Origin of the sequence: Streptomyces sp. NBC_01408 (assembly GCF_026340255.1) — a bacterium.
Taxonomy (GTDB): domain Bacteria; phylum Actinomycetota; class Actinomycetes; order Streptomycetales; family Streptomycetaceae; genus Streptomyces.
The window spans coordinates 257,423-273,336 of record NZ_JAPEPJ010000001.1; the positions used below are offsets into that span (position 1 = coordinate 257,423).

At 72.2% G+C, this 15,914-nt stretch carries 12 protein-coding genes; 6 read left to right on the forward strand and 6 right to left on the reverse strand.

Annotation, left to right across the window (positions count from 1 at the left end; genetic code table 11):
* Positions 1-28 precede the first annotated feature (28 nt).
* The 4 genes from OG447_RS01120 to OG447_RS01135 all read left to right on the forward strand — a co-directional run bounded on the left by OG447_RS01120 (position 29) and on the right by OG447_RS01135 (position 6,746).
* Positions 29-601, forward strand: a complete 573-nt coding sequence (locus tag OG447_RS01120; protein ID WP_266934286.1) for a hypothetical protein — start codon at positions 29-31, stop codon at positions 599-601.
* 140 nt (positions 602-741) lie between these two features.
* The gene (locus tag OG447_RS01125; protein ID WP_266934287.1) at positions 742-1,482 is read left to right on the forward strand and encodes a response regulator transcription factor; all 741 of its coding nucleotides are present in this window, start codon (positions 742-744) and stop codon (positions 1,480-1,482) included.
* On the forward strand, positions 1,479-2,567 hold the full coding sequence (locus tag OG447_RS01130) for a HAMP domain-containing sensor histidine kinase (protein WP_266934288.1): 1,089 nt from the start codon (positions 1,479-1,481) through the stop codon (positions 2,565-2,567). Before OG447_RS01125 ends, OG447_RS01130 begins: the two co-directional genes overlap by 4 nt.
* Before the next feature lie 258 nt (positions 2,568-2,825).
* Positions 2,826-6,746: a multifunctional oxoglutarate decarboxylase/oxoglutarate dehydrogenase thiamine pyrophosphate-binding subunit/dihydrolipoyllysine-residue succinyltransferase subunit gene (locus OG447_RS01135; protein WP_266934289.1), complete on the forward strand. Its 3,921-nt coding sequence runs from the start codon at positions 2,826-2,828 to the stop codon at positions 6,744-6,746.
* 221 nt (positions 6,747-6,967) lie between these two features.
* On the opposite strand, the gene cyaB is transcribed toward OG447_RS01135, so the two are convergent.
* Positions 6,968-7,540, reverse strand: coding sequence for a class IV adenylate cyclase (gene cyaB / locus OG447_RS01140; RefSeq protein WP_266934290.1), 573 nt, complete (start codon positions 7,538-7,540; stop codon positions 6,968-6,970).
* A gap of 14 nt (positions 7,541-7,554) precedes the next feature.
* Positions 7,555-8,400, reverse strand: coding sequence for a helix-turn-helix transcriptional regulator (locus tag OG447_RS01145; RefSeq protein ID WP_266934291.1), 846 nt, complete (start codon positions 8,398-8,400; stop codon positions 7,555-7,557).
* Between the two features lie 148 nt (positions 8,401-8,548).
* On the opposite strand from OG447_RS01145, the gene OG447_RS01150 reads away from it, so the two are divergent.
* A complete protein-coding gene (locus tag OG447_RS01150; RefSeq protein ID WP_266934292.1) occupies positions 8,549-8,692 on the forward strand; it encodes a hypothetical protein in 144 nt (47 codons plus the stop codon).
* The gene (locus OG447_RS01155; RefSeq protein WP_266934293.1) at positions 8,685-8,894 is read left to right on the forward strand and encodes a hypothetical protein; all 210 of its coding nucleotides are present in this window, start codon (positions 8,685-8,687) and stop codon (positions 8,892-8,894) included. Before OG447_RS01150 ends, OG447_RS01155 begins: the two co-directional genes overlap by 8 nt.
* 569 nt (positions 8,895-9,463) lie before the next feature.
* Here OG447_RS01155 and fxsT read toward each other — a convergent pair.
* The 4 genes from fxsT to fxsA form a co-directional block, all read right to left on the reverse strand.
* The gene (gene fxsT, locus OG447_RS01160) at positions 9,464-12,514 is read right to left on the reverse strand and encodes an FxSxx-COOH system tetratricopeptide repeat protein (RefSeq protein WP_266934294.1); all 3,051 of its coding nucleotides are present in this window, start codon (positions 12,512-12,514) and stop codon (positions 9,464-9,466) included.
* Positions 12,515-12,587: 73 nt separating this feature from the next.
* Positions 12,588-13,850, reverse strand: coding sequence for an HEXXH motif-containing putative peptide modification protein (locus OG447_RS01165; RefSeq protein ID WP_266934295.1), 1,263 nt, complete (start codon positions 13,848-13,850; stop codon positions 12,588-12,590).
* On the reverse strand, positions 13,847-15,049 hold the full coding sequence (locus OG447_RS01170) for an FxsB family cyclophane-forming radical SAM/SPASM peptide maturase (RefSeq protein ID WP_266938698.1): 1,203 nt from the start codon (positions 15,047-15,049) through the stop codon (positions 13,847-13,849). Before OG447_RS01170 ends, OG447_RS01165 begins: the two co-directional genes overlap by 4 nt.
* Positions 15,050-15,692: 643 nt before the next feature.
* The gene (gene fxsA / locus OG447_RS01175; protein ID WP_266934296.1) at positions 15,693-15,896 is read right to left on the reverse strand and encodes an FxSxx-COOH cyclophane-containing RiPP peptide; all 204 of its coding nucleotides are present in this window, start codon (positions 15,894-15,896) and stop codon (positions 15,693-15,695) included.
* Between the last annotated feature and the right edge of the window lie 18 nt (positions 15,897-15,914).

Below are 15,914 nucleotides of genomic sequence, written 5' to 3' on the forward strand. Positions count from 1 at the left end.
TTCGGTCCCAGTCCCCGCGGAGGTGGGTGTGCGCGCGTTCCGAGCGGTGGTGGCGGTGCTGCTGAGTGCGGTGGTCCTGGCGGGCTGCGGGCCCTCCGCTCCCGGTGGCGGCGACGACGCGCCCCCGGCCTCCGCCACGGCGCCCCCGGCCACGGGTCCTGCCACGGGCCCGCCCCCGGGCGGCGGCACGACCGCGAGCCCCGCCCCGACCTCCCCGGCGGCCACCGGCCCCGGCGCGACCCCCGGCCGGACCCCGTCCGCCACCGAGACCCTCGTCCGGGTGTCCCGCAGCGGCGGCTTCGCGGGCGACACCCACACCCTGATCGTCACGGGCGACGGCTCGTGGACCCGCCACGACCGGATGGCGAAGCCGGAGGGTGGCGGAAAACTGTCGGAGTCCCGGCTCGCGGAGCTGCGCACCGCCCTGCGGGAGGCGGACTTCGCCGCTCTGCCGAGGATCTCGACGAGCGACCCGAAGATCTTCGACGGATTCTCCTACACGTTCGTACACGGCGGCTTCGAGGTGGCCGGTGACCAGGAGGCTCTGCCTCCGGTCCTGACCAAGGTGCTGGAGGCTCTGCCTCCGTTTACCGCGGGCTAGGACTCCCGCCGGACCGGTCACCCGGCATATCCTCCAAGCCTGACCGAACCGAGCCCTGTCCGAACCCCGCATAGCCGCAGGCCGGTGCCTCCTCTACGCTGCACCCCATCACGCGGGATCTTCACGGGGCGGGACCGGACATGGAACAGACACACACGACCCACAACAGCGCTGCGGCGACCCCCGGCGCCCAGCGGCGTGTGCTCGTCGTCGAGGACGACCGCACCATCGCCGAGGCCATCGCGGCCCGGCTGCGCGCCGAGGGCTTCCAGGTACAGACGGCCCAGGACGGGCCGGCCGCCGTGGCCGCGGCCGAGAGCTGGCTGCCCGAGCTGCTGGTCCTGGACATCATGCTGCCGGGCTTCGACGGCCTGGAGGTCTGCCGCCGGGTCCAGGCGCAGCGGCCGGTGCCGGTGCTGATGCTCACCGCCCGGGACGACGAGACCGACCTGCTGGTCGGGCTCGGGGTCGGCGCGGACGACTACATGACGAAGCCGTTCTCGATGCGCGAGCTGGCCGCGCGGGTGCACGTGCTCCTGCGGCGCGTCGAACGGGCCACGCTCGCCGCGCACACCCCGCGCGGGGCCACCCTGCGCCTGGGCGACCTGGAGATCGACCACGCGCAGCGCCGGGTCCGGGTGCAGGCCGAGGACGTGCACCTGACGCCGACCGAGTTCGACCTGCTGGTGTGCCTGGCCGGGACCCCCCGGGCGGTGCTCTCCCGGGAGCAGCTGCTGGCGGAGGTCTGGGACTGGGCCGACGCGTCGGGGACCCGTACGGTCGACAGCCACATCAAGGCCCTGCGGCGCAAGATCGGCGCGGAGCGGATCCGTACGGTCCACGGCGTCGGGTACGCCCTGGAGACCCCGGCCCAGGCATGAGCGGGCGGCCCGGGCAGCGGTCCGGGGCCGGACTGCGGCCGTTCTCGCCCTTCTCGATCAAGACGAAGCTGGGCACGCTCGTCGTGGTCTCGGTCTTCATCACCACGGGGCTCCTGCTGGTGGCCCTGCGCACGGACACCGAGCTGCGGTTCATCACGGTCTTCTCGGTGATCGCCTCGATGCTGATCACCCAGTTCGTGGCGCACAGCCTGACGGCGCCCCTCGACGACATGACGACGGTGGCCCGGGCGATCTCCCGCGGTGACTACACCCGCCGGGTGCGCGGGGCGGGGCGCCGGGACGAGCTGGGCGACCTGGCCTCGACGATCAATCTGATGGCGGACGACCTGGAGGCGGTGGACCGGCACCGCAAGGAGCTGGTCGCGAACGTCTCGCACGAGCTGCGCACGCCGATCGCGGCGCTGCGGGCGGTGCTGGAGAACGTGGTGGACGGGGTTTCGGCCGCCGATCCGGAGACCATGCGGACGATGCTGAAGCAGACGGAGCGGCTGGGCCGGCTCGTGGAGACCCTGCTGGACCTGTCCCGGGTGGACAACGGGGTGGTCCCGCTGCGGGCCCGGCGCTTCGAGGTGTGGCCGTACCTGTCGGGGGTGCTGAAGGAGTCGGCGCTGGCGGCCGCCGGGCGGCCCGGGCTGTCCACGGGCTCGGGCGGGCACACCCGTAACGACGTGCACCTGCACCTGGACGTCTTCCCGCCCGAGCTGTGGGCGTACGCGGACGCCGAGCGCCTGCACCAGGTGGTGGCCAATCTGATCGACAACGCGGTCAAGCACAGTCCCCCGCACGGCCGGGTCACGGTCCGTGCCCGGGCGGGCGAGGAGCCCGGGAGCCTGGCCGTGGAGGTGCGTGACGAGGGTCCCGGCATCCCCGAGTCGGAGCGGCACCTGGTCTTCGAGCGGTTCAACCGGGGCAGCGCGCGCGGCGGTGACGGCGGCACCGGGCTGGGCCTGGCGATCGCCCGGTGGGCCGTGGAGCTGCACGGGGGGCACATCGGAGTGGCCGAATCGTCACGGGGCTGCCGCATCCGCGTCACGCTTCCGGGCAGCTCGCAGGCGCCACGTTGACGTAGGGTTCGAGTGGGAAGGACATGATCTCGGCCACACGTGCCCGGGATCGTCAGGGGTGCGAAGCCAAGCGGGCCGCAACCTCGGTGCCCCCTACCCGAACCCTGCTGGTTTCCCGCCATTCCGGGTGGTGAAACCCGCCGTTCGATGTGACCTACATGACGGATCTCCCGCCCGGTCTGCATCTGGTGGCCCAGGAGGCGTAGCCTTTATTCCCGCTGTCCATACCTTGTGAAGCGGAAGAGGGCGGTTGCCGCCGTGTCGCCACAGTCCCCCAGTAACTCGAGCACCACGACCGAAGCAGCAGAGGGCGGGAAGAACCCCGCCTCAGGCTTCGGTGCCAATGAGTGGCTCGTCGACGAGATCTATCAGCAGTACCTCCAGGACCCGAACTCGGTCGACCGGGCCTGGTGGGACTTCTTCGCCGACTACAAGCCGGGGGGCGCTGTCGCTCCGGTGAAGGCCGAAGAGCCGAAGAAGTCCCCGACGACGACGGACGGCGCCTCCGCACAGGCCGCCACCACCGTCGCCGCAGCCCCGCAGGCCGCCGACGCCGCCGCCACGGGGGCGGCGCGCGCCGCAGCGCCCGCCGCGACCCCCGGTGCGAGCACCGGCTCCACCGGAGCGGCTGTCGCCGCGCCCCCTTCTGCGCCTGTGTCAGCTCCTGCCCCTGCTCCTGCCACCCCCTCTGGTGCCCCTGCTGTGACTGTCACCTCCCAGGCCCCGGCCGCCGCCGCACCGGCTGCCGCGCCCGCCTCCCCCTCTCCCGTAGCCAAGCAGGCCGCGCCCGCCACCGAGGCCCCCGCGGGCCCCGAGCTGGTGACGCTCCGCGGCCCGGCTGCCGCCGTAGCCAAGAACATGAACGCCTCCCTCGACGTCCCGACGGCCACGTCCGTCCGCGCCGTCCCGGTGAAGCTGCTGTTCGACAACCGCATCGTCATCAACAACCACCTCAAGCGCGCCCGGGGCGGGAAGATCTCCTTCACGCACCTCATCGGCTACGCGATGGTGCAGGCGATCAAGGCCATGCCGGCCATGAACTACTCCTTCGCGGAGAAGGACGGCAAGCCGACCCTGGTCAAGCCGGAGCACATCAACTTCGGTCTCGCGATCGACCTGGTGAAGCCCAACGGCGACCGCCAGCTCGTCGTCGCCGGCATCAAGAAGGCCGAGACGCTCAACTTCTTCGAGTTCTGGCAGGCCTACGAGGACATCGTCCGCCGTGCCCGCGTCGGCAAGCTGACGATGGACGACTTCACCGGGGTGACGGTCTCCCTCACCAACCCCGGCGGCCTGGGCACCGTGCACTCCGTGCCCCGCCTGATGCCCGGACAGTCGGTCATCATGGGTGTCGGCTCCATGGACTACCCCGCCGAGTTCCAGGGCACCTCGCAGGACACCCTGAACAAGCTGGGCATCTCCAAGGTCATGACCCTGACCTCGACCTACGACCACCGGGTCATCCAGGGCGCGGCCTCCGGCGAGTTCCTGCGCATCGTCGCGAACCTGCTGCTCGGCGAGAGCGGCTTCTACGACGACGTCTTCGAGGCGCTGCGCATCCCGTACGAGCCGGTCCGCTGGAACCGGGACATCGACGCCTCGCACGACGACGACGTCACGAAGGCCGCCCGCGTCTTCGAGCTGATCCACTCCTACCGGGTCCGCGGCCACGTCATGGCCGACACCGACCCGCTGGAGTACAAGCAGCGCAAGCACCCCGACCTCGACATCACCGAGCACGGCCTCACCCTGTGGGACCTGGAGCGCGAGTTCGCGGTCGGCGGCTTCTCCGGCAAGTCGATGATGAAGCTGCGCGACATCCTCGGCGTGCTGCGCGACTCGTACTGCCGCACCACCGGCGTCGAGTTCATGCACATCCAGGACCCGAAGCAGCGCCGCTGGATCCAGGACCGCATCGAGCGCCCGCACTCCAAGCCGGAGCGCGAGGAGCAGCTGCGGATCCTGCGCCGCCTGAACGCGGCGGAGGCCTTCGAGACCTTCCTGCAGACGAAGTACGTCGGCCAGAAGCGGTTCTCGCTGGAGGGCGGCGAGTCCGTCATCCCGCTGCTCGACGCCGTCATCGACTCGGCCGCCGAGGCCCGCCTCGAAGAGGTCGTCATCGGCATGGCCCACCGCGGCCGCCTGAACGTCCTCGCGAACATCGTCGGCAAGTCGTACGCGCAGATCTTCCGCGAGTTCGAGGGCAACCTCGACCCGAAGTCGATGCACGGCTCCGGCGACGTCAAGTACCACCTGGGCGCCGAGGGCACCTTCACGGGCCTGGACGGGGAGCAGATCAAGGTCTCGCTCGTCGCGAACCCCTCGCACCTGGAGGCCGTGGACCCGGTCCTGGAGGGTGTCGCCCGCGCCAAGCAGGACGTCATCAACAAGGGCGGCACGGACTTCACGGTCCTGCCGCTGGCCCTGCACGGCGACGCGGCCTTCGCGGGCCAGGGTGTGGTCGCCGAGACGCTGAACATGTCGCAGCTGCGCGGCTACCGCACCGGCGGCACCGTGCACGTGGTCATCAACAACCAGGTCGGCTTCACCGCCGCCCCGGAGTCCTCGCGTTCCTCGATGTACGCGACCGACGTGGCCCGCATGATCGAGGCGCCGATCTTCCACGTGAACGGCGACGACCCGGAGGCGGTCGTCCGCGTTGCCCGTCTGGCGTTCGAGTTCCGCCAGGCGTTCAACAAGGACGTGGTCATCGACCTCATCTGCTACCGCCGCCGCGGCCACAACGAGTCCGACAACCCGGCGTTCACGCAGCCGTTGATGTACGACCTGATCGACAAGAAGCGCTCGGTGCGCAAGCTGTACACCGAGTCCCTCATCGGTCGCGGCGACATCACGCTGGAAGAGGCCGAGCAGGCGCTCCAGGACTTCCAGGGCCAGCTGGAGAAGGTCTTCGCGGAGGTCCGCGAGGCCGCCACGCAGCCGGCCGCCGGCACCCAGGTGCCCGCGCAGGTCGCGCAGGTGTTCCCGGTCGCCGTGAACACCGCGATCTCCCAGGACGTCGTCAAGCGGATCGCCGAGTCCCAGGTCAACATCCCCGACCACGTCACCGTCCACCCGCGTCTGCTGCCGCAGCTGCAGCGCCGCGCGTCGATGATCGACGAGGGCACGATCGACTGGGGCATGGGCGAGACCCTGGCCTTCGGTTCGCTGCTGATGGAGGGCACCCCGGTCCGGCTGTCCGGCCAGGACTCCCGCCGCGGCACCTTCGGCCAGCGCCACGCGGTCCTCATCGACCGGGAGACCGGCGAGGACTACACCCCGCTGCAGTACCTGTCGGACGAGCAGGCCCGCTACAACGTCTACGACTCGCTGCTCTCCGAGTACGCGGCGATGGGCTTCGAGTACGGCTACTCGCTGGCCCGTCCCGACGCGCTGGTCCTCTGGGAGGCCCAGTTCGGTGACTTCGTCAACGGCGCGCAGACGGTCGTCGACGAGTTCATCTCCTCGGCCGAGCAGAAGTGGGGCCAGACGAGCGGCGTCACCCTCCTCCTCCCGCACGGCTACGAGGGCCAGGGCCCGGACCACTCGTCCGCGCGTCCCGAGCGCTTCCTCCAGATGTGCGCGCAGGACAACATGACGGTCGCGATGCCGACCCTGCCGTCGAACTACTTCCACCTGCTGCGCTGGCAGTCCCTCAACCCGCACCACAAGCCGCTCATCGTCTTCACCCCGAAGTCGATGCTGCGTCTGAAGGCGGCGGCGTCGAAGGCGGAGGAGTTCACGAACGGCTCGTTCCGTCCGGTCATCGGGGACGCCACCGTGGACCCGAGCGCGGTCCGCAAGGTCGTCTTCTGCGCCGGCAAGGTCTACTACGACCTGGAGGCCGAGCGCGAGAAGCGCGGCATCACGGACACCGCGATCATCCGCATCGAGCGGCTGTACCCGCTGGCGGGTGCGGAGCTCCAGGCCGAGATCGCCAAGTTCCCGAACGCGGCGAAGTACATCTGGGCGCAGGAGGAGCCGGCGAACCAGGGTGCGTGGCCGTTCATCGCACTGAACCTGATCGACCACCTCGACCTGGCGGTCGGCGCGGAGGTCCCGGCGGGCGAGCGCCTGCGGCGCATCTCGCGCCCGCACGGCTCGTCCCCGGCGGTGGGCTCGGCGAAGCGCCACCAGGCGGAGCAGCAGCTCCTGCTGAACGAGGTCTTCGAGGCGTAGTCGCTGCGCCAGCTCAGCAGTACGGAAGGCCCGGCCCCCTCGTGGGAGCCGGGCCTTCCGGCTCTGGAGGCTGCCGACGCGTGCAAGCGTCGGGGGCGCTTCGATGCTTATGCGGCATTCGTCGTCTTGTCGTAGGTGACTCCGAGGTCTGCCATGGTCAGCGTGCTCCTTTGGTGCGGTTGAACCGGGCCTAATCCGCCACTCCAACCCGAGCCATGAGCTCAAAGGCCCGTAGCCCCGCCGCAGCGACGGGCCTTCACCGCGGCGGTGTACTGCTCGCGCGTCAGGTCGTCCGCGCCGATGCCGAGCTCGGCGAGAACCTCGCGGACGTCGTCAAGGGCCGCGGTTACGTCCTTCTCCTCGACGAGAGTCTCCAACTCCAGGAACGTCCCGTCGAGCTCGGGGACGCGGACCAAAGTGGCGAGCATCTGTCGGCCCCACGCCTCGAAGGCATAGTTCCTGCACCTCTTCTCGAACGCGACAGCTGGTACGTACCCAAGCCCGCGCAGCACGGCGTGAACAGCCTGGGCATCCTCCACTCGGGTCTCATGCTCCGGCTTCGAACCGGACTCTTCGTCCACCGGGGCGCCCTTGTACGTGAGGACCGTGAGCGTCTCATCCGGCCCGTGCACGGTCCGCACCCGGAGCTCTTCGTCCCGGACCGCCAAGGCCCCGTCTACCGTGTCGTAATAGGTGTCCTGGTACACCTCGGCCCGGCCCACGGCCCGCTCGTCCAGCCGCCGCAGCGTCTCTTCCGGCGCGTGCACACGCGCCTTCAGCTCCGCTTCGATCATGCGTCCGTCCCCTCTCAAACCGTACGTTCAGCGCCCCTGGCGACAGCCTCGAACATGCGCCGGAACCCCCTGAACAGCGGGCCGTGCGGCGTCTCCATCACCTTGTACGTGGCAGACTCGTGCCCCTCCCAACCTGCGTCGAACGCCCCGACGAACATGGTGGAGTCAGCCCGGATCACCCGCCACGTGGGCAGCATGCCGTACCTGTACACCTCGATGTCACAGATCCCTGCAAGCTCACGGAGCCGAGCCTCGGCCAGCCGCACACCACTGGCAAGAGACTCCGCCGACTCGCCGATCTCGGCGGCGCGTAAGGCAAGGGCCGGCGCCTCCGGATCGAGCAACAGCACCCGCACTCGGAGACCGCCACCGGGCCTCCCGATGTGAGCGCGCAACATCGAATCGTTCAGACCGATCAAACCCAGGCCACGCACCGCGAGGATGTCCAACTCCTTCGCGCCCCGCACCTGCTGTTGGATCTCCTCCCGCGCGGCGGCCTGCGCGGAGTACACCCGCACCACCTCAGGAAACGCTGCGAGGTCGAACGCGGCCCCGCCGGAACGCTGCTCACGACCGGCCGCCAGCCCGAGGAGATGGCGAGCGTCGTCCGGCATGTTCAGCCCGTCAGCGATCCGCTCGTACACATCGAGGCGCGACACCTCACGGCGTCGGTTGATGATCTCGTTCACCCGCGCCTGGGTCATGCCGACCGCCGCAGCGATGCGCGCCTGACTGACTCCGCTGTACTGCTGCACAGCCCGGAAGACTGCCCCCACATCGCGCGCGCGAAGGGCCTGACGTACATCTGCACGCTCCCACGCCCAGTCGGGCAGGGCAGTCGGCACGAGCGGTGTTCCCACGGTCGCCCACTCCCGTCATCCGCCTGCGAGATCGAAAGTCATCCCACGGTGAGATTACCGCCCGGATATCGAGCTTGCACGCACAGTCACCGGATTCTGTCCGCATGCCGCAAGACCGCAACCTGCCCAGTCCCGGAAGGCGCCACCGATGACTCCCGACACCCACGAAGCCCCGGACAGCCCCTGGCTGAGCCTGGAGGTCGGACCTGAGCTCAGCCAGGAACTCCTCGACCGTGCGCTCGTCGGCTGGGAGCGTTTCCTCTCCTCCATTCAGGAGCCGACCGATGGCTGAACGCTACGAGTACGTCCCTCATCGCCTGCTGCGCCGCCGTGTACGAGATGTCGCGTCCGGTACCGAAGGAGTGCTCATGGCCGTGGTCAACGAGGACGTGTCGGACTCCGTCCACCAGCACTGGATGGAACTGGCCTACATCCGAGCCGCGTCCGGCCGCGAGTTCGCCACGGCAGTCGACAATGTCGAGCCAGCCGAATGACCAACGCTATCGACGGCCCCGGGGCCGCCCAGCCCCGGACAGCCGTTCGCCGCCGTCATCGAGAAGCGCGTAGCGATCTGACGCGTCCATCCCGTCTGGCCTGCCACCAACTCCATCTGACCGCCGTCTGATGGAGCTGGCCCGCCCCAGACCGGGGGGATCCGATGCAAACGAGTCCCGCCTGGGGATCTGCCCCTCGGGCGCACGCCCGCCCATCGCTGATGACCCCGTGTGGACCTCGATCCCCCGGCCCGTCCCTTTGGGGGCTTCCCGGCAGTCCTTGTCTTTCCGGGGCGGGACGGTCGGTCAAGGGTGGCCGAAGGCCATCGCGAAGCGACGCGACGAAGGAGCGCCCTTGAGGGACCGGCCCGACACGGAAGGACGATGGGACTGACGGGAAACCCCCAAGGCTTCTCTGATGCCGGTCAAGGAGATCCCGCCCACCCCCGACCCTGACCAGCAAGCCCTCAGCCCCCGCCCCGCCGCCGAGGGGGGCGGGTGGGCAACCACCGGGTCAGCGCGGGAGGCCAGGGAGGCGAAGACCCCGCACGCGTGGGCCCCCGTACCCCCTACGGCTGCGGTTCGAAGTCCCAGTACGGGCGGGTCTGCTGCTTCGCCGAGACCGTGTGGACGTGCTGGGGGCCGAGGGTGCGGGTCAGGCCCTTGATGCCCGCGTCCTCGTGCTTGCCCGCCTCCACGTCCTCCCGTACCGACCGGAGGTCCGCGGCCAGGGCGATCTGCGCGCTCAGGGTCATCGGGTGGTCCGGGCCCAGGACCTGTTCGGCGGTGCGCAGCGTCTGACGGCTCAGGTCCAGCGCGTCCTCCAGGCGCCCGGTGATGTTGCGGTGGCCGGTGGCGTTCAGCGCGCAGCCCAGGGTCCAGGGGTGCCGGTCGCCGAGCGCGCCGCGCATGCCGGTCAGGGCCCGTTCGGCGAGGTCCAGGGCTTCCGGGCGTTCGCCCTGGGCGCGCAGGACCAGGCCGAGGTTGCCGAGCGTGCCGATGCTGTACGGGTGGGCGGGGCCGAGCTGCGAGCGGTAGCCGCGGACCACGTCCTCGGAGATCCGGCGGGCCTCGCCGATGTCCCCGTACTCCCGGAGGTAGGTGGCGTAGTCGGAGGCGACCATCAGGGTCCACGGGTAGTCGGCGCCGAAGACCCTCGTGGCGCGCTCCCACACGGTCCGCAGCCGCAGGCCCGCGCCGGGGATGTCCCCCGAACGGCGCAGGCACTGGCCGAGGTTGTGTTCGGCGCGCAGGGTCTGCGGGTGGCCGAGGCCGAGCACCTGGGTGTTGAGTTTGACGCCTTGTTCCTGCCGGGTCTGGGCCTCCCGGTAGCGGCCCATCAGGCGCAGGCCCATGGCGCAGGCGATGCCGGAGGCGAGGGTGGAGATGTGCAGGGGCCGCAGGACGCGCTCGCGGCGGCGCAGGGTGTCGAGGTCGAGGTCGTAGGCGTCCTGGTAGCGGCCCAGCAGCCGGTAGGTGGCGGCGAGGTTGTTCTGGGCGTCGAGCGTGGTGGAGTCGTCCTCGCCGAGGAGTTCGCGGTAGGTGGCCAGGGTGTGTTCGAAGATCTCGCGGGCCGGTTCGAAGTCGGCGGTGCACAGCAGGACGCCGCCGTAGGCGCTGCGGGCGCGCAGGGTCTGCAGGTCCCGCTCGCCGCGTTCCCCGGTGAGCCGGTCGGCGACGGCCTTGGTGAGGATTCCGGCGCGGGGGAAGAGGCCGAGGTTGCGCAGGGCTCCGCCGTAGGGGTAGCTGAGTTCGCGGACCTTGGGATGGTCCTCGCCGAGCATGGCCCGCCAGGACCGGTCGGTGTCCTCGCACAGCCGCAGGCAGGTGCGGTACTCCCCGGCGAGGATCAGGTAGCGCAGGCAGTGCAGCAGGAAGTTCTGGATCCGCGGGTTGCTGCTGGCGAGGACGCCCGAGGTGGCCAGGTGGGGGACGAGTTCGGCGTAACGGGACCACAGGCGGGAGTCGGAGGGGTGGCCGGGGTCGGCGGCGGCGAGGACCTGGCGGACGGCGCGGGCGAGGGGTTCGGCCTCGCCTTCGGAGAGGTTCTCGCGGACGATGCCGTGGACCATGCGGTGCAGCTGTACGGTCTCCAGGCCGCCGCCGCCCTCCTCCACCGGCAGGTCGGAGTACTCCAGGCGGACCACGGAGAACTGGACGAGCTTGTTGAGGGCGGCGTTCCACCGGATCTGATCGTTGATGAGTCCGGCGAGCTGTTCGGGCACGTCGTCGGCGGGGAACTCGCGCAGCAGCCGCAGCGGTACCGGTCCGGGGGCGAAGAACACGAACAGCCGGAGCAGGGCGAGGGCGTCGGGGAAGTTCTCCCGGACGTTGTTGAGGAGTACGGCCAGCGCGGTGGGGAAGGGCAGCGGGTAGTCGTCGGAGACGGTGACGGCTTCGTGGGAGTCCAGGCGGCGCCGGAGCAGGGCGAGGTAGTCGCCGACGGTGAGCGGGGAGTCGGCGAGCCAGCCGGCGGTCTGGTCGAGGGCGAGGGGGTAGTCCTCCAGGGCCTCGGCGAGCTGGTCGGCCTCCCCCGCGGTGAGGCGCGTCGCCCGGCGGCGGATGAAGGTGACGGACTCGGGCCGGGCGTACAGCGGGACTTCGACGAGGCTGGCGTGCCGGGCGGCCCATTCGCGGTTGCGGGAGGTGATGATGACGTCGCCCGCGCCGGAGGGCAGCAGGTCGGTCAGGTCGTCGGGGTTGTCGCAGCCGTCAAAGACCAGCAGCCAGCGGTGGTACGGGGAGCCGCGCCGCAGTGCTTCGAGGACGGCCCGGATCTGTTCTCCGTAGCTGCCCGCACCGCGGGGCAGTCCGAGGGCGGGGGCGAGGTCGGCGAGGCGTTCGCGCAGGGTGGGCCGGTCCTCGGCGGGGACCCACCAGACCAGGTCGTACTCGGAGGCGAAGCGGTAGGCGTACTCGGTGGCGACCTGGGTCTTGCCCACGCCGGACAGGCCCAGCAGGGTGACGACGGAGGCGCCGGGCGGGGCTTCGGTCAGCGCCGTGCGCAGGATGGCGATGACGTCGTTGCGGCCGGTGAAGCGCGGGTTGCGGCGCGGGACGCGGCCCCAGATCTCGGGCGGGTCGTTGGGGAAGCGGGGGCCGCGGCGGCCGGTCTCGGTGCCGATGCGGTCGGTGGGCAGCTCCAGCCGGCGCAGCACCCGGTACTCGGCCTCGTAGGCGTCCACCCCCCACAGGTCGGTCTTCTCCAGTACGGCGACGGCGCTGGGCATCGGCGCGTCGGTGAGGCAGACGGCGGCGAAGCGGTCGGGGTGGCGGTCGGTGACGGCGCGCAGGGCGGTGTTCCACTCCGCGTCCTGCATGTCGCCGGGGGTTCCCGCGGAGAAGTAGCGTTCGCTGAGGACGAGGAGGACCCGGCTGCCGGAGCGGGCCAGGTCGTCGAGGGCGGGGGCTAGGCCGGGGCTGTTCTGCGGGTCCCAGCGCTGGAGGGCCACGCGGTGGCCGTGCTCTTCGAGGCGGTGGGCGATCCACACGGCCCAGGGGCGGTTGAATCCCGCGAAGCTGATGACGAAGCGCTGTGCCTGGTGCGGCGGCTGGTGCTGGAGTTGCGGCTGGTGCTGCGGCTGAGCCGTCGGGCTGGAGTCCTGCCGACTACCGGTCATGCGGCCGTCTCCCTGGAATCCGGGCGGTGGACGGGCTTGAAAGGTACCGCAGGAGGTACCCGTACGGACCCGGTCAGACCTGGGTGAACGGAGCGAGTTCGGGATGCGCCTCGCACCAGGCGCGGCGTTCCCGGTCGACGGCCCGGCGGGCGGTGGTGTGCTGGTCGCCGGGCGGCGGCAGGTCGTCCATGGCGAGCTCGGCGGCGGTCATGGCATCGGTGAACTCCCGTCCGGCCGGGGTCAGTCCGGGATGGGCCCGCAGGACGGGGAGGACGGCGGCGACCTGGGCGCGGATCCTGGCGTGCTGGGCCCAGGCGCCGCGGGCCCCGTAGAGGGCGGCGCGCTGCCAGTAGCCGGCCAGGGCGAGGTGGGCGTACGCGCCGTGCAGGAGCCCGTCGAGGGGGCGGGGGTCGGTGCGCCAGGGGGCCCAGTGCCGGGGTGTGCGGTCGGCGGTGTGCAGGGTCAGGACGTCGGCGAGGGCGCTGAGCTTGCCGTGCTGGACCTCGTGGACGAGGGTGGCGGCCAGCGCGGGCGGGGCCTGCGCGCGGGCCAGTACGGAGCCCGCGGCGGCGGGCAGGGTGGCGCCGTGGGATCGGGAGCCGCCGGCCAGCGGCACGACGGAGCGGAGCAGTTGGACGGTCTCCTCGGCGCGGACGGTGTCGTACCGCTGGAGGAGGGTGAGCGCGCCGGACCACTGGGTGTCCCAGCGTTTGTGCCCCTTGGGGGTGAGCCGGCGGGCGGGGCGGACGGCGGCGGGGGCGGGGTGCGCGGGGCCGGGGGCTCGGTAGGGGTCGAGGTCGTCGAGGGCGGTGGCGCCTCCGGGCAGGGTGTGCAGGGCCAGGGTCGCGGGGTCGTCGGTGTCCCAGGAGCGTTCGGTGAGGGCGAGCGGGCCGGGCCGGTCGGGCCGCAGCAGGCCCAGGGTGGGCAGGAGGAGCCGGCCGTGCAGGGGGCGCAGGGTGAGGCTGAAGGAGATTCCGGAGCGCAGGGCGGCTGCCGCGGCGAGGGCTCCGAGGTGTCCGAGGTCGGGGGCGGGGCCGTACGGGGCGTGCAGCCGGCGCAGGGTCTCCTCGGCCCATACGCCGGTGGCCGGGTAGTGCAGGACGTCGCGCACCGCGCCGGGGTCGCGCCGCTCGGCCTCCTCCAGCAGGGCCCAGTGGCCGGCGGCCTCCCCGGCCGGGCCGCCGGGCGCGGCGTCGAGGACCGCACGCAGCAGGACCAGGCGCTTGGAGCGGCGTACGTCGCGGACCAGGCGGGTGCCTTCCGCGGAGGGCTCGGTGGAGGCCAGGGCGCGCAGGGTCGGCGAGGTGACGGTGAACGCGGCGAGCGAGGTGGTCACGAGGCGGCCGCCGGAGGGACGGCGGCGTGCGGGACAGCGGCGTGCGGGACAGCGGCGTGCTGGACGGCGGCGGCGATGTGCCGGATCAGGGCGGTGAGGTCGGCGCAGTACACGGACGGCTGGCGGAAACCCTCGCCGGCCAGGTAGCGGTGCGGGTAGTGCCCGCCGCCGCACACCTCCACCAGTTCGCAGGCCCGGCAGCAGGCGGCGAGCGCCTCCCGGCCCAGCTGGCGGGCGGCGAGCCCGGGGTGGTCCAGGAGCTGGTCGAAGCTGTGGGTGTCCAGGGTCATGCCGGTGGCGGCGGCGCCCTCGTAAGCGGATTTCAGGGAGTCGGCCTGTTCGATGGAGCCGTCGGTCTCGATCACGGCGGTGGTGGCGGGTGCGAGCCCGAGGGTCTCGGTGGCGGCGGGCAGGCCGAGCAGCAGGGCGATGATCTCCTCGAAGATCCGGATCCGGGTGCGCCGCACCCCGTCGTGCCACCAGCGTTCGAAGACGGCGACGAGCCAGTCGGCGTACGGGGCCGGGTGGCCGGGGTGGTGGCCGGGCGGCGGGGAGCTCCAGTTGGCGAGCGGCAGGAGCAGGCCGAGGCTGGGCGGGGCGAAGGCGAGCAGGGACTCGTAGGTCTCCACCGGGTCCTGGCCGAGATCGACGACGCAGAGCACCCCGGCGTAGCTGTCCGGGTGCCGGGACAGGAGCCGCAGCCCTCGGGTGGCGGCACCGAACCCGGGCCGCCCGGCGTGGTCCACGCGCCGGGAGTTGTGCGCGGGCAGGCCCCCGTCGAGGCTGACCCCGACCCGGATCCCGGCGGCTCGCAGCGCGGCGAGCCGGCCGCGGGTGAGCAGCGTGCCGTTGGTCTGGACGGTGGCGGTGACCCGGGTACGGGGCGCCGCCCGCGCCACGGCCGCCCGTACGGCGTCGACGGGTGCGGCGAGCCCGGCGGGTGCGGTGAGCAGCGGCTCGCCGCCGTGCAGGACCAGGTCGATGCGGGCCGGGCGGTGGGCGGCGGCGTGTTCGGCTATCCGCTCGGCGGCGCGGGCGATGGTGGCCGGGGTCATGGCGGGCGGCTGGGCGCGCCAGCTCTGGTCGGCCATCTCGTAGACGTAGCAGTAGGTGCAGGCGAGGTTGCAGCGGCTGCGCGTCTTGAGGACGAACTGCCGTATCGGGTGCGGCCGGTGCCCGGCGGCCCGCAGCGCGGGCACGTCGAGCCGGGCGTAGGGCCAGGGGGCGTGAAACACGTGCCGCCGATGCTGCGCGACAAGCCGCGAGCCGCCGGCGCCGGCGGGGCCGGAGCCGGCGGCTGGCCCCGTCGCACCCCTACCCGCCGGGGCGGGGGCGGGGCCTGTGGCGGCCGGGGCCGCAGGGGCGGGAGCCGGGCCCGTCGTCGCGTCCGGGGCCGCCGGGGCGGGGGCGGGGCCTGTGGCGCCCAGGGCCGCCGGGGCGGCGGGGTCGGTGGCGCCCAGGGCCGCCGGGGCGGCGGGGTCGGTGGCGCCCGGGGCCGCCGGGACAGTGGCCTGGCCCGTCGCGCCCGGGGCCGCCGGGGCAGGAGCCGGGCCCGTCGCGCCCGGGGCTGCCGGGGCGGGGCTGGAGGGGCCGGGGGCCGCAAGGCCCGTGGCAGTGCCCGGGGCCGCCAGGGCAGGAGCGGGGCCCGTGGGGTGCGGGGCCGGCGGGGCGGGGGTGGTGGGGGCGGGCAGCTCGGGGTCGGTCCTGGTTGCTCGCCTCATCGCCTGCACCTCCCTCCCCCGGCTACCGCCGGGAGCCACCCCGGGGGACGGTCCATCCCTGCCCTCCGGACGGTCCCGGCTAACGGCGGAAAGTGGTCAACTCGCGTGCGGCCGGGACAGATCAGACGACCCCGGAGTCGAATGCGTTCAGGATCTCGGCCGGATGGGTCACCCGTTCGACCATGCCTTCGATCACCTGGGCGAGCACGGGATGGTCGATCCCGCGCAGCGCGGCCAGATCCAGCCCGGAGAGGTCCGGCAGCCGCCGCCCGGGGCACTCCGTCCGGGAGGTCGCCGTGGACAGGTCCTGACGTTTCGTCACCATGCGTCGCGCGTCCCCCTG

Excerpts from the sequence above, each read along its gene's own strand:
- cyaB (WP_266934290.1), bottom strand. The coding sequence starts at position 7,540 with ATGATCGAAGCGGAGCTGAAGGCGCGTGTGCACGCGCCGGAAGAGACG.
- OG447_RS01125 (WP_266934287.1), top strand. The coding sequence starts at position 742 with ATGGAACAGACACACACGACCCACAACAGCGCTGCGGCGACCCCCGGC.
- OG447_RS01130 (WP_266934288.1), top strand. The coding sequence starts at position 1,479 with ATGAGCGGGCGGCCCGGGCAGCGGTCCGGGGCCGGACTGCGGCCGTTC.
- OG447_RS01155 (WP_266934293.1), top strand. The coding sequence starts at position 8,685 with ATGGCTGAACGCTACGAGTACGTCCCTCATCGCCTGCTGCGCCGCCGT.
- OG447_RS01150 (WP_266934292.1), top strand. The coding sequence starts at position 8,549 with ATGACTCCCGACACCCACGAAGCCCCGGACAGCCCCTGGCTGAGCCTG.
- fxsT (WP_266934294.1), bottom strand. The coding sequence starts at position 12,514 with ATGACCGGTAGTCGGCAGGACTCCAGCCCGACGGCTCAGCCGCAGCAC.
- fxsA (WP_266934296.1), bottom strand. The coding sequence starts at position 15,896 with ATGGTGACGAAACGTCAGGACCTGTCCACGGCGACCTCCCGGACGGAG.